At 54.3% G+C, this 14423-nt stretch carries 10 protein-coding genes; 1 reads left to right on the top strand and 9 read right to left on the bottom strand.

Annotation, left to right across the window (positions count from 1 at the left end):
- Positions 1 to 63: 63 nt before the first annotated feature.
- Positions 64 to 2298 (bottom strand): GTP diphosphokinase, encoded by a 2235-nt coding sequence (gene relA, locus ACLJQD_RS02210; protein WP_000226841.1) that lies wholly within the window; start codon positions 2296 to 2298, stop codon positions 64 to 66.
- Positions 2299 to 2349: 51 nt separating this feature from the next.
- Positions 2350 to 3645 carry a 23S rRNA (uracil(1939)-C(5))-methyltransferase RlmD gene (gene rlmD, locus ACLJQD_RS02205; protein WP_017441117.1) on the bottom strand — a complete coding sequence of 432 codons (1296 nt, stop codon included), beginning with the start codon at positions 3643 to 3645 and terminating at the stop codon, positions 2350 to 2352.
- A gap of 57 nt (positions 3646 to 3702) precedes the next feature.
- On the opposite strand from rlmD, the gene barA reads away from it, so the two are divergent.
- Positions 3703 to 6459: a two-component sensor histidine kinase BarA gene (gene barA / locus ACLJQD_RS02200; RefSeq protein WP_017441116.1), complete on the top strand. Its 2757-nt coding sequence runs from the start codon at positions 3703 to 3705 to the stop codon at positions 6457 to 6459.
- A gap of 43 nt (positions 6460 to 6502) precedes the next feature.
- Here the strand turns inward: barA and ACLJQD_RS02195 are convergent, their stop codons facing one another.
- The 7 genes from ACLJQD_RS02195 to ACLJQD_RS02165 all read right to left on the bottom strand — a co-directional run bounded on the left by ACLJQD_RS02195 (position 6503) and on the right by ACLJQD_RS02165 (position 13840).
- On the bottom strand, positions 6503 to 7645 hold the full coding sequence (locus ACLJQD_RS02195; RefSeq protein ID WP_000706477.1) for a glycerate kinase: 1143 nt from the start codon (positions 7643 to 7645) through the stop codon (positions 6503 to 6505).
- A 77-nt stretch (positions 7646 to 7722) separates the two neighbouring features.
- The gene (gudD, locus tag ACLJQD_RS02190) at positions 7723 to 9063 is read right to left on the bottom strand and encodes a glucarate dehydratase (RefSeq protein ID WP_000107113.1); all 1341 of its coding nucleotides are present in this window, start codon (positions 9061 to 9063) and stop codon (positions 7723 to 7725) included.
- Positions 9064 to 9083: 20 nt separating this feature from the next.
- Positions 9084 to 10424: an enolase C-terminal domain-like protein gene (locus ACLJQD_RS02185; protein ID WP_017441115.1), complete on the bottom strand. Its 1341-nt coding sequence runs from the start codon at positions 10422 to 10424 to the stop codon at positions 9084 to 9086.
- Positions 10421 to 11779 carry a galactarate/glucarate/glycerate transporter GudP gene (gudP, locus tag ACLJQD_RS02180; RefSeq protein ID WP_000097015.1) on the bottom strand — a complete coding sequence of 453 codons (1359 nt, stop codon included), beginning with the start codon at positions 11777 to 11779 and terminating at the stop codon, positions 10421 to 10423. Before gudP ends, ACLJQD_RS02185 begins: the two co-directional genes overlap by 4 nt.
- 481 nt (positions 11780 to 12260) lie before the next feature.
- Positions 12261 to 12710 (bottom strand): flavodoxin, encoded by a 450-nt coding sequence (locus ACLJQD_RS02175; protein WP_017441114.1) that lies wholly within the window; start codon positions 12708 to 12710, stop codon positions 12261 to 12263.
- 18 nt (positions 12711 to 12728) lie between these two features.
- Positions 12729 to 13511 carry a tRNA pseudouridine(65) synthase TruC gene (gene truC, locus ACLJQD_RS02170; protein ID WP_000890028.1) on the bottom strand — a complete coding sequence of 261 codons (783 nt, stop codon included), beginning with the start codon at positions 13509 to 13511 and terminating at the stop codon, positions 12729 to 12731.
- Positions 13511 to 13840 (bottom strand): YqcC family protein, encoded by a 330-nt coding sequence (locus tag ACLJQD_RS02165; protein WP_000207015.1) that lies wholly within the window; start codon positions 13838 to 13840, stop codon positions 13511 to 13513. Before ACLJQD_RS02165 ends, truC begins: the two co-directional genes overlap by 1 nt.
- Between the last annotated feature and the right edge of the window lie 583 nt (positions 13841 to 14423).

The raw sequence follows: 14423 nt of genomic DNA, 5'->3' as shown, positions 1-14423 counted from the left end.
GGGTTGGCTAATGCGGCTTTGCTGAACGAGTAGCAAAGCCGCTACATTATTACTGTCTGGGGTTTACCCCCCGTGCAGTCGCCGTGCATCAATCACATCCGGCACCTGGTTCAGCTTACCGAGCACGCGGCCCAGCACCTGCAGGTTGTAGATCTCGATGGTCATATCAATGGTGGCGATCTGCTGTTTAATGTCGCTGCGGCTGGCGACGCCCAGCACGTTGACTTTTTCGTTAGCCAGAATGGTGGTGATATCGCGCAGCAAGCCGCTGCGATCGTTGGCCTGGACGCGCACCACCAGCGAATATCCCGCCGAGTAGCTTTCGCCCCATACCGCCTCTACGATCCGCTCCGGCGCATGTGAGCGCAGCTCCGCCAGCTGTTCGCAGTCGGCCCGGTGCACGGAAATCCCCCGCCCCTGAGTAATGAAGCCGACAATTTCATCCCCCGGAATCGGCTGGCAGCAGCGGGCAATGTGGTGCATCAAATTACCCACGCCTTCTACCACCACGCGCCCGTCGTCTTTACGACGATTTTGCGGCGCGTATGTTTTTTGCTGAAGCTGTTTCAGCGCCGCTGCATCCTGCTCCTCCGCACTCGGCTTATTGAACTGCGATTGCAGGAAATTCACCATCTGATTAAGACGGATATCGCCGCCGCCTATCGCCGCCAGCAACTCTTCCAGCTCATTAAAGTTGTAGCGCGGCAGCAGATGTTTCTCGGCCTCTTTCAGGCTAATCCCCAAATGCGCCAGCTCATCGTCGAGGATCTGCCGTCCAGCCAGGATATTTTTGTCACGGTCCTGTTTACGGAACCAGGCGTGAATTTTCGAGCGTCCGCGGCTGGTCGTCACATAGCCCAGGTTTGGATTCAGCCAGTCGCGGCTGGGATTCGGCTGCTTCTGAGTGATAATTTCAACCTGATCGCCCATCTGCAACTGATAGGTGAATGGCACAATACGCCCACCAATTTTCGCGCCGATGCAGCGGTGCCCGACATCGCTGTGGATGTGGTAAGCAAAATCGAGCGGCGTAGATCCGGCAGGCAAGTCAACCACGTCGCCTTTTGGCGTAAAAACGTAGACCCGATCGTCAAACACCTGGCTGCGCACTTCATCCAGCATTTCGCCGGAATCGGCCATCTCTTCCTGCCAGGCGATCAGCTTACGCAGCCACGCAATTCTGTCTTCATGGCCGGAACGCACGCCGCCAGACGCGGCGCCTTCTTTATACTTCCAGTGTGCCGCCACGCCCAGTTCGGCGTCTTCATGCATCTGTTTGGTACGGATCTGGATCTCAACGGTTTTACCGCCCGGCCCCAGAACCACGGTGTGGATAGACTGGTAACCGTTCGGTTTCGGGTTAGCGACATAATCATCGAATTCATCCGGCAGGTGGCGATAGTGCGTATGCACTATCCCCAACGCGGCGTAGCAGTCCTGCAGACGTTCAGCGACAATACGCACGGCGCGCACGTCAAAGAGTTCATCAAACGCCAGATGCTTTTTCTGCATTTTGCGCCAGATGCTATAAATATGTTTTGGTCGTCCGTAGACTTCCGCCTGCACGCCTTCGTTTTTCATTTCGGCGCGCAGATGTCCAACAAACTCTTCGATGTAATGTTCGCGATCGAGACGGCGCTCATGCAGCAGTTTGGCGATGCGTTTGTATTCCGCCGGATGCAGGTAGCGGAAACAGTAGTCTTCCAGTTCCCACTTCAGTTGCCCGATGCCCAGACGATTAGCGAGCGGCGCATAGATGTTGGTACATTCTTTCGCCGCCAGCACGCGCTCATCTTCCGGCGCCTCTTTCACTTCGCGCAAATGAGCGATTCGCTCGGCCAGTTTGATCACCACGCAGCGGAAATCATCCACCATCGCCAATAACATTCGACGGACGTTATCAACCTGCTCCGAAGAAACAGAGTCGTTATGAGTGGCGTTTAGCTGACGGATCGCCGCCATATCGCGCACGCCATGAATCAGGGTCACGATAGATTTGCCGACGCTTTCGCGCAGTACATCTTCGCTGACTACGTTGGCGTCGGCCAGAGGGAACAGTAGCGCCGCCCGCAGCGTGTCGATATCCATACTCAGCGTGGAAAGAATTTCTACCATCTCCACGCCACGCCACAGCAACAGATCCGCATCCGGATGTCCTTGTGTCTGTTGCAGGCAATACGCCCAGGTTTCGGCTAAGCGCTCACACGACTGCTGGCTGGAAATTCCCAGGCTTGCGATCCACTTTTTCGGATCAAATTCACCAGCTTTATTAATATGTGCACTTCTTACCGCGACCATCGTCCTCTCCTTAAGGGACCAGGCCTACCGAAGTCGGTAAGCCGGTAATCATTACATGCGCTCGAACAGAACCATTGATTCCAGATGTCCTGTGTGCGGGAACATGTCGAGCATCGCTAAACGCGTAACCTCATATCCCGCATTGACCAGCGCTTCACTATCGCGCGCCAGCGTCGCCGGGTTACAGGATACATAAACAATGCGAATAGGTTTTAATTTTATAATATGTCGCATCACTCCTGTAGCCCCCGCACGCGCAGGATCGAGTAAGACTTTGTCAAAGCCGTTTTTCGCCCACGGCTGCTTAGTGACATCTTCCTCCAGGTTCTCATGGAAGAATGTCACATTATGTAAACCATTGCGGATGGCGTTTTCACGGCCTTTTTCTACCAGCGCCGGAACGCCCTCAACCCCTACCACGCTTGCCGCGCGCGTTGCCAGCGGCAGCGTAAAATTCCCCATTCCGCAGAACAGATCCAGGACACGATCCTCGGCGCGCACATCAAGCCACTCCAGCGCGCGGGCGACCATTTGCTGGTTTACCGCCTCATTAACCTGAATAAAGTCTCGCGGACTGAAGGCTAAACGTAAGCCGTGCGAATCATACCAGGGCGCCTCGCCAGATACCGTTTCCAGTATCTCGCTAAACGGCGCCAGAAACAGAGACAATCCCTCAGAATGCGAAAAGCGTTCCAGTTTTTCTTTATCCGCCGCACTTAATGGCGCGGTATGGCGCAGAATCATCAGCGTACCGCTTCCCGCCTGTACCAGCTCAACATGCCCAAGATGTCGGGTGCCGTGTAAACTCGCCAGACACGCCCTGATTCTGGGCAGCAATGCTGCAAGCTGGGGCGCCAAAACGGGGCACTGTTCGACATTGACGATATCGCTGGAACCCGCTTTGCGAAATCCCATTTGCAGCGGTTTATCCGACGGGCAATTCAGACTTAACCGCGCACGACGCCGATAACCCCAGGGCGCGCCGGCGATGATGTCATTCACCTCGTGTTTCATCAAACGCGCCAGCGCCGCGCTTTTGCTGCGTTGTTGCAGGGTGATGCTGACATGCTGTTGCTGACAACCGCCGCAGACGCCAAAATGCGGGCAGCGCGGCGTTTCTCGTTCCGGGCTATCATTCAAACGGCGCGAAACGCGTGCGCGGGCAAATTGCTTTTTATCTTCTGTAATAATGACTTCTGCGCTTTCCTCAGGCAATAAACCGGGGATAAACAGCGCCTTTCCGTTATGACGGGCTACGCCCTGACCAAATGAATCGAGGTCATTGACTTTAACGGTTATGATCTGACGCGTCGTCACGCGCCGTTTTGCAGAGTAGAATTGCGCCATCGACCAGCTTTTTCTCAATTTAACAGTGTGACCCTAATTGTCCCATAACGGAACTCCATGACCAACTACAGCCTGCGCGCACGCATGATGATTCTGATCCTGGCCCCGACCGTCCTGATAGGTTTGCTGCTCAGTATCTTTTTTGTAGTGCACCGCTATAACGACCTGCAGCGTCAACTGGAAGATGCCGGCGCCAGTATTATTGAACCGCTCGCCGTCTCCAGCGAATATGGTATGAACTTACAAAACCGGGAGTCTATCGGCCAACTTATCAGCGTCCTGCACCGCAGACACTCTGATATTGTGCGGGCGATTTCCGTTTATGACGATCATAACCGCCTGTTTGTAACGTCTAATTTCCATCTGGACCCCTCACAGATGCAGCTTCCCGCCGGAGCGCCGTTTCCACGTCGTCTGAGCGTCGATCGCCACGGCGATATTATGATTCTGCGCACCCCGATTATCTCGGAGAGCTATTCGCCGGACGAGTCAGCGATTGCCGACGCAAAAAATACCAAAAATATGCTGGGATATGTGGCACTTGAACTGGATCTCAAGTCGGTAAGGCTACAGCAATACAAAGAGATTTTTATCTCCAGCGTAATGATGCTTTTTTGTATTGGCATTGCGCTGATCTTTGGCTGGCGGCTTATGCGCGATGTCACCGGGCCTATCCGTAACATGGTGAATACCGTTGACCGCATTCGCCGCGGACAACTGGATAGCCGTGTGGAAGGATTTATGCTGGGCGAACTGGATATGCTGAAAAACGGCATTAATTCCATGGCGATGTCGCTTGCCGCCTATCACGAAGAGATGCAGCATAATATCGATCAGGCCACTTCGGACCTGCGTGAAACCCTTGAGCAGATGGAAATCCAAAACGTTGAGCTGGATCTGGCGAAAAAGCGTGCCCAGGAAGCGGCGCGTATTAAGTCGGAGTTCCTGGCGAACATGTCGCACGAACTGCGAACGCCGCTGAACGGCGTCATTGGCTTTACCCGCCTGACATTAAAAACGGAGCTGAACCCCACCCAGCGTGACCATCTGAACACCATTGAGCGTTCCGCGAATAATCTGCTGGCGATCATTAATGACGTGCTTGATTTCTCCAAGCTGGAAGCCGGTAAGCTCATTCTGGAAAGTATCCCTTTTCCACTGCGCAACACGCTGGATGAAGTGGTTACGCTGCTGGCCCACTCGTCGCATGATAAAGGGCTGGAGTTGACGTTAAATATTAAAAACGACGTCCCGGATAATGTGATTGGCGACCCGCTGCGCCTGCAACAGGTCATTACTAATCTGGTGGGTAATGCCATTAAGTTCACCGAGAGTGGCAATATCGATATTCTGGTAGAAAAGCGGGCGCTCAGTAACACCAAAGTACAGATTGAAGTGCAGATCCGCGATACGGGGATCGGCATTCCGGAACGCGACCAGTCGCGACTGTTTCAGGCGTTTCGCCAGGCCGATGCCAGTATTTCTCGCCGTCACGGCGGCACCGGCCTTGGGCTGGTGATTACGCAAAAGCTGGTCAACGAAATGGGCGGGGATATCTCTTTCCACAGCCAGCCTAATCGCGGCTCGACCTTCTGGTTTCATATTAATCTTGATCTTAACCCAAATGTTATTATTGACGGGCCGTCGACCGCATGTCTGGCCGGAAAACGGCTGGCTTATGTCGAACCGAATGCTACTGCCGCGCAATGTACCCTGGATCTACTGAGCGACACGCCGGTGGAAGTGGTTTACAGCCCGACCTTCTCCGCGCTGCCGTTAGCGCACTACGATATTATGATTTTGAGCGTTCCGGTGACCTTCCGCGAGCCGCTCACCATGCAGCATGAACGTCTGGCGAAAGCGGCGTCAATGACGGACTTTCTACTGCTGGCGCTACCTTGCCATGCGCAAATTAACGCCGAAAAGCTGAAACAAGGAGGCGCGGCGGCCTGTCTGTTAAAACCATTGACGTCAACGCGCCTGTTGCCAGCGCTGACGGAATATTGCCAGTTGACTCACCATCCTGAACCGCTGCTAATGGATACCAGTAAAATCACCATGACGGTTATGGCGGTTGATGATAATCCCGCTAATCTGAAGCTTATCGGCGCGTTACTGGAAGATAAAGTCCAGCACGTAGAACTTTGTGATAGCGGACATCAGGCGGTGGATCGGGCGAAACAAATGCAGTTTGATCTGATTTTGATGGATATTCAGATGCCGGATATGGACGGCATACGCGCCTGCGAATTGATTCACCAGCTTCCTCATCAGCAGCAAACACCGGTTATTGCCGTTACGGCACATGCGATGGCCGGGCAAAAAGAGAAGTTGCTCAGCGCGGGCATGAACGACTATCTGGCTAAACCGATAGAAGAAGAGAAGTTGCATAATCTGTTGCTGCGCTATAAACCTGGCGCCAACGTAGCAGCGCGCCTGATGGCGCCGGAACCGGCTGAGTTTATCTTCAATCCGAATGCGACGCTCGACTGGCAGCTTGCGCTCCGCCAGGCTGCCGGTAAGCCCGATCTGGCGCGGGATATGCTGCAAATGCTGATTGATTTTCTGCCGGAAGTGCGCAACAAAATTGAAGAACAACTGGTGGGAGAAAATCCCAACGGTCTGGTCGATCTGGTCCATAAGCTACACGGGAGCTGCGGCTATAGCGGCGTACCGCGGATGAAGAACCTTTGCCAGCTTATTGAGCAACAGCTTCGCAGCGGCGTCCACGAAGAGGAGCTGGAGCCTGAGTTTCTGGAGCTGCTGGATGAGATGGATAATGTCGCGCGTGAAGCGAAGAAGATATTAGGCTGATATTCGCCGGATGGCGGCGTGACCGCCTTATCCGGCCTACAACTCAGCGTAACTGTTGCCCCGCTTTCAGCGTTGCAGCCACGTTGCGCGCGGTCATTCGTACGTTTTCACTCGCATTCTTCAGCGCGTCCTCCAACGTGCAGATGGTATAAATCACGCTGAAAACGGCATCAAGCCCATGTTCATGAACCACGCCAACGTCCGCCGTCAGGCTACCCGCAATACCAATTACCGGCTTGTTATACCGTTTGGCGATGTTTGCCACGCCAATAGGGACTTTACCGTGAATGGTCTGGCTGTCGATGCGTCCCTCGCCGGTGATGACTAAATCAGCATCCGCAAGACACGCTTCCAGATGAAGCGCATCGGTGACAATCTCAATGCCACGCCGTAGCTGCGCGCCGCAAAACGCGTATAACGCCGCCCCCATGCCGCCTGCCGCTCCGCCGCCTGCCAGATCCAACACATCGACATGCAGATCGCGGGCAATCAAATGCGCATAGCGAGTCAATGCCGTATCCAGGCGTTCAATCATTTCCGGCGTCGCCCCTTTTTGCGGACCAAAAACCGCAGACGCGCCCTCTTTGCCGGTAAGGGGATTCGTGACATCGCAGGCGACCTCTATATGGCACGCCGACAAACGCTTATCCAGGCCGCTGATATCAATGCTGGCGAGTGTTTCCAGCCCAATGCCGCCTTGCGCAATATCATTGCCCTGCGCATCCCGTAGCCTGGCACCCAGCGCCTGTACCATCCCCGCGCCGCCATCGTTGGTGGCGCTACCGCCGATACCAATAATGATATGCTCAACGCCCGCATCCAGCGCATGACGGATCAGCTCGCCGGTTCCCCATGATGTGGTCTTCAACGGATCGCGTTGCGCGGGCGGCACCTGCTCCAGCCCGCTGGCGGCCGCCATTTCAATGAACGCGGAACGCGCATCGCCGGAAAGCCCATAAAACGCATTGACGCGATGCCCCAACGGCCCGGTGACCTCAACATGCACGATTCGACCCGCCGTCGCTTCAACCATCGCTTCGACAGTACCTTCTCCGCCATCAGCCAGCGGCAATTTCAGGTAATCGGCGTCAGGCCAGATCTCGCGAAATCCTTGTTCAATGGCGGTCGCTACCTCAAGAGCACTCAAACTTTCCTTATACGAGTCTGGTGCGATCACTATTTTCATAAGTCGTCCTTACGCATGTTGATCCTGTTAAGCATACACCCAGAGAAGCACCGGTTCCTTACGGAACCGGTTCTGACTTAACGCACCATGCAAGGACGCTTATTATCAAACGTCCAGCCAGGAATTAAGTACTGCATTCCCATCGCGTCGTCACGCGCGCCTAAGCCATGTTTTTGATAGAGCTCATGCGCTTTCATCACCTGATCCATATCGAGCTCAACGCCCAGCCCCGGTTTGGTCGGTACTTGCACCATGCCGCCTTTAATTTCAAACGGTTCTTTAGTCAGACGTTGGTTGCCTTCCTGCCAGATCCAGTGGGTATCGATCGCGGTGATCTTGCCCGGCGCCGCCGCGGCAACATGGGTAAACATCGCCAACGAAATATCAAAGTGGTTGTTAGAGTGCGAGCCCCAGGTCAGACCGAACTCATGACACATTTGCGCCACGCGTACAGAGCCTTGCATAGTCCAGAAGTGCGGGTCCGCCAGTGGGATATCTACAGATTGCAGCGACAGCGTATGCCCCATTTGACGCCAGTCGGTCGCTATCATATTGGTGGCCGTCGGTAATCCGGTCGCGCGACGGAATTCCGCCATCACTTCACGTCCGGAAAAACCCTGCTCCGCGCCGCACGGATCTTCTGCATAGGCCAGAGAACCTTTCAGGTATTTACCAATGCTGATCGCTTCGTTCAGCGACCAGGCACCGTTTGGATCGAGCGTGACGCGCGCTTGTGGGAAACGTTTCGCCAGCGCCACGATTGACTCGGCCTCTTCTTCGCCCGCCAGCACGCCGCCTTTCAGTTTGAAGTCGTTGAAGCCGTATTTTTCATAGGCGGCTTCCGCCAGACGCACTACCGTTTCCGGCGTCATCGCCTCTTCATGGCGCAGACGATACCAGTCGCATTGCTCATCCGGCTGGCTCTGATACGGCAGCGGCGTGGCCTTGCGATTACCGACAAAGAACAGATAACCCAGCATTTCGACTTCGCTGCGCTGCTGACCGTCGCCTAACAGCGAAGCGACGTTGACGCCCAGGTGTTGGCCCAAAAGGTCAAGCATTGCCGCCTCAATACCAGTCACCACATGGATAGTGGTACGGAGATCGAACGTTTGTAAACCGCGTCCGCCCGCATCGCGATCGGCAAACTGGTTGCGAACGGCAGTCAGGACATTTTTATATTCACCCAGCGTTTTTCCCACCACCAGTGGGATCGCATCTTCCAGCGTTTTGCGAATTTTTTCGCCGCCCGGAATCTCGCCGACCCCGGTATGGCCGGAGTTATCTTTAATAATGACGATGTTGCGCGTGAAGAACGGGGCGTGCGCGCCGCTCAGGTTCATCAGCATACTGTCATGACCCGCAACCGGGATAACCTGCATTTCAGTGACTACAGGCGTCGTAAATTGAGTACTCATAACTGTGTCCTTATTCAGAATTAGTGACGACCAAAAACAGGGCGTTTGCGGTCAAAAGTCCAGCCGGGGATCAGGTATTGCATCGGGCCTGCATCATTACGCGCGCCGCCTGGCAGCTTTTTATACGCGTCATGCGCTTTTCGCACCTGTTCCCAGTCAAGCTCCACGCCCAGTCCTGGCGCATCCGGAACGGCAATTTTGCCGTTTTTAATTTCCAGCGGATTTTTAGTCAGGCGGCAATCGCCCTCCTGCCAGATCCAGTGCGTATCAATAGCGGTGGGTTTGCCTGGCGCCGCCGCGCCGACATGGGTAAACATCGCCAGTGAAATATCAAAATGGTTATTCGAATGGCAGCCCCAGGTTAGCCCCCAGTCATCGCACAGTTGCGCCACGCGAACGGCGCCGGTGAGAGTCCAGAAATGCGGGTCGGCAAGAGGAATGTCTACCGCGTTGAGCATCACCGCATGCCCCATTTCGCGCCAGTTGGTGGCGATCATATTGGTCGCCACCGGCAGTCCTGTCGCGCGGCGGAACTCCGCCATGACTTCACGACCAGAGAATCCTTGCTCCGCGCCGCACGGATCTTCCGCGTAGGTCAGTACATCTTTCAGCCCTTTGCACAACGCAATGGCTTCATCCAGTAGCCAGGCGCCGTTCGGATCCACGGTAATACGCGCGTCCGGGAAGCGTTTTTTTAGCGCGCGAACGGTATCAATCTCTTGTTCGCCCGGCAGCACGCCGCCCTTGAGTTTAAAATCTTTAAAGCCGTAGCGATCCTGAGACGCTTCCGCCAGCCGCACGACCGCGTCGCTGTTCAGCGCTTCCTGATGGCGCAGGCGATACCATTCATGGCTGCCCGGCGTGCTTTCCAGATACGGCAGATCGGTTTTAGTGCGATCGCCAATATAGAAGAGATAGCCCAACACGGTGACGGCATCGCGCTGTTTACCTGGCCCTAACAGTTCACAGACCGGCACATTAAGCGCCTGTCCCAATAGATCAAACAGCGCCGCTTCCAAAGCCGCCACCGCGTTAACCCGCAGTTCAAACGTCCATGCGCCTTTACCAAAGGTGTCAAAATCAGCAGCCTGGTTGCCTTTATGCACCTGTTGCACCACTTTGTTCAGGCGGGCGACTTCCTGGCCTAATACCATCGGAATAGCATCGACCAGCGTCTGATAAATCACTTCTCCGCCCGGCGCCTCGCCGACGCCAGTATGCCCGGCGTTATCGGTGAGGACGACGATGTTACGGGTGAAGTACGCGTTATGCGCGCCGCCGATGTTGAGTAGCATACTGTCATGTCCGGCAACCGGAATGACCTTCATGTCCGTAATAACGGGACTGGATTGCGTTGTCATGATAATTGTCCTGCGACAGGTTTCAGTTCAATACGCTTAATATCACCTACCAGCACCAGATAGCTGATGATGGCCACCAGGGCATGTACGCCGACATAGATCAACGCGCCGTTGAAGGAACCGGTGGTGCCAACGATGTAACCAATCGCGATTGGCGTCACAATACCGGAGATATTGCCGAACATATTAAACAAGCCGCCGGAAAGACCGCTGATCTCTTTCGGCGCGGTATCCGCCATTACTGCCCAGCCCAACGCGCCGATACCTTTACCGAAGAAGGCCAACGCCATAAAGCCGATGATCATCCATTCCACGTTCACATAGTTACAGAACACCATAACCATTGACAGCAACATCCCCAGCACAATCGGCGTCTTGCGCGCGATATTCAGGGAGCCGGTACGACGCATCAGCCAGTCGGAAATGATGCCGCCCAACACGCCGCCGATAAAGCCGCAGACCGCAGGAACCGAGGCGACAAAGCCCGCTTTGAGAATCGACATGCCGCGCGCCTGGACCAAATAGACCGGGAACCAGGTAATAAAGAAATAGGTCAATGCGTTAATACAGTACTGACCGATGTAAACGCCAATCATCATACGAGAGCCCAGCAGCTGTTTGATCTGGCCCCATTTGACGCTAAACGGTACTTTCGCTTTGGTGTCTTTCTGATCCATATTGATCAGCGCGCCGCCTTCTGCGATGTACTCCAACTCTTTCTTATTTACGCCCGGATGGTTATTTGGTTCATGGATAACTTTCAACCAGATAAAGCTGATGATGATCCCTAACCCGCCCATAAAGAAGAAGACATGCGACCAGCCCACTTCGTGCGTCAGCCAGCCCATAATCGGCGCGAAAATAACCGTGGCAAAGTATTGCGCGGAGTTAAAGATGGCCACCGCCGTTCCCCTCTCCTGCGCCGGGAACCAGGCTGCAACGATGCGACTGTTACCCGGGAAAGAAGGCGATTCCGCCAGACCAACCAGGAAACGAAGCGTAAAGAGGGCGACAATAATGCCGAAACCACTAAAGATATCGACAAAACCCTGCAACAGGGTGAAGACTGACCAAATGAAAATAGACCAGAAATAGACGCGTTTGGAACCAAAGCGGTCCAGCAGCCAGCCGCCCGGGATCTGCCCGATAACATAGGCCCATGAAAAAGCAGAAAAAACATAGCCCATACCTACCGGATCAAGGCCGATATCTTTGGCCATTTCTGAGCCGGCAATGGACAATGTGGCGCGGTCGCCGTAGTTGAAGGATGTGACGATAAACAGCATCACCACTATCCAGTAGCGGGCGTTCGTGCGTTTCTCCGCACTGCTCGCCGCGTGACTTAATGAACTCATTGTTGCACTCCTGAAATTTCGCGTTAGCTACGCTCACTCTGAACTGCACAACCGGTAGGGAATCAGAGATAACGTTTCCTTGTTGCAGCTTTTATTAGGTCGTTTGCTTTGCACGCTGCATGCTTTTATTCACTGGCAGGAGAAGTATAAAAAGCGCGCCACACACACTCACCGTGCAACAACACAGTATTTTGGCGATGAATTACGCCTGTTTATGGCAAAAGCCCAGGACAGTGGAAGCCACTTCACGGAAATGAAATCAGAAGGCGCCAGGCGTCGACGCAGGAGGAATAAAAAGAGAAGAATGTGAAACAGGTCGCTTGATTACATGAAAACGCCCGTAAAAAACTGCCGCTTTTGCGGGCATATGCCCAAAGCTAACACGATTCAGTTACTTTACACTGTATACAGGTCGTGATTTTGCTTACTGGCAACGCAAGCAAACGAAAAGGTACCCTCCCGTAGGGGGGAGGGATTTACCTCAGGAAAGTAAAGTTCCCCAGTTTTCAACCCAGGGATTGGACTGGCTCTCCGGCTCCGGATGTTCGCTGGCGTCAATGAATAATATCTCCCCCACCCGCTGCGCGCTTTGCTCTTGCAACAGGGCATCAAACTGTTTGCCGCCATTACAGAAATTGGGGTAGCTGCTATCACCTAGCGCAATCACCCCGTAACGCAGGTTTGGTTGAAAACCGACTGTATCTTTAATGCCGTGAAAGAGCGGCGCAATGCTATCCGGTAGATCGCCCTGCCCGGTCGTCGAGGTAACGACCAGCGCAACCTTATCCTGATATTGCTGCCAGTCGGACAGTTCAGGAGCTTCAAACACGGTCGCGCTGTGGCCCTGTCTGGCGAGGATCGCTTCCGCTTCTTCCGCCACCAGCAGTGAGTTGCCATACATGGTCCCGACAAAAATACCAATTTCTGCCATTATGCGTATCTCCCTGAATTATGCCTGATGAGTCTCATCCTGCCGGGACGCCGCCGTAAACTCAACCCTTTCATTGTCAGGGAGAAGTCCACGCCAGCCAAACTGTGTCAGCGCCTGCATCCAGGTTTCATCCAACCCGGCCTGAATTATCAACGGCTGTCCGGTGAAGGGGTGCGTCAGTTCAAGCCGACTGGCATGAAGCATCAGGCGACGACAGGCAAAATGCTCTGCGGCGCTGCGGTTTTGTCGCAAATCGCCATGCTTGCTGTCGCCGATGATAGGATGACGCAGATGCGCCAGATGACGACGAAGCTGGTGCTTGCGTCCCGTTTTTGGTTCCAGCTCAACCAGGCCATAACGCGTGGTGGGATAACGCCCGGTCGGCACCGCCATTTCGACCGTCGCCAGCCCGCGATACTGCGTTACAGCCGGCTGGGGCGCTTTATCTTCGCGGGCGAATTTATCGGCAATTTTATCGCGCTCTTCCACCAGCGGATAATCCAGTACCGCGTCATCCATCAGCCAGCCGCGCACAATGGCATGGTAGCGTTTACGGATGTGGTGCTGCTCGAACTGCTGCGCCAGACGGCGTCCCGCTTCGCTGGACAGCCCCATTAACAGTACGCCCGACGTGGGCCTGTCGAGACGGTGGGCGGTAAAAACATGCTGGCCGATTTGGTCGCGCACCGTTTGCATGACCACGACTTTTTCGTCGCGATCCAGCCAGCTCCGGTGAACAAGCCAGCCTGCGGGTTTATTCACGGCAACCAGCCACGGGTCTTGATAGAGGATCTCCAGCATCAGGATTTATCGCGGACGAATAGCGCATCCAGATCCTGCAAAACCGCCAGGATCGCCTCCCGCTGCGGATGATCCGCCGCCAGCGCCATTTCATAATAAGGGGCGACGGCAAATGCCTCGGGCAGCGGCTGCGCATTATCAAGTAGGGTATGCATACGTGGGATCAATACCCATTGCAGCCATTCCAGCGGTTCCATGGTATCCATAAAAAATGGTTGGGTGCTGGTAAACAAGTGCGCCTGCGGCGCATCCTGCCGCCAGTGGCGATGCTCGCGCAGCAGCGTTTCAAGCGCATGTAACTGCTGACGCACACGGTCATGAGTCGTCATGTTAAAAACCTCAATGATGAAAATCTGGCGCGAAGAATAACAAAAAAAAGGGAGCACTGTATAAACAGTGCTCCCGGTTCGTTTCGCAGCATTCCAGCTACTTTTCGTGCTCCCTGCTCATCCGTGACAACTTTTCCTGTGACCTTACGGCCTGTTCATCCTGAACGTTTGCATCCTGCGCACATCGCCCGATGTGATAGCTTCTTCCTGAAGCGTCCCTGGTCATCCAGACCCGCCGAACATCCTGATCGGCTCTCGTTCTCCGTCCTGGAGGTGTCCTTTAACGCATCCTGCGCTTTCCATTTTGCTTCATCCTGAAGCCTTTCCTTGTAACACCATCTTGGCGTGTCCTGCTGAAGCGTCATCATCCTGACGTTCGCTTCGTTGTACGACTCCCTGTCGACGAAGATAGAATCGCCTGTTTCACCTTGTCTTACAAGACGCTTACAGACAATACCTTAAGTAAATTTTCATATGAAAGTGCGCAAAAACATTTTAATTAGTTGTTTTATATAGACTTACATAAGAAAACGGGGCTCAGTATCCGCTGATATCCTGGCGATCTCCTACAGACTTTGTAAGA

Origin of the sequence: Salmonella sp. SAL04214 (assembly GCF_046550615.1) — a bacterium.
Classification (GTDB): domain Bacteria; phylum Pseudomonadota; class Gammaproteobacteria; order Enterobacterales; family Enterobacteriaceae; genus Salmonella; species Salmonella enterica.
The sequence above is the reverse complement of the archived record's forward strand: the minus strand, read 5'-3'. Positions and strand labels throughout refer to the sequence as shown.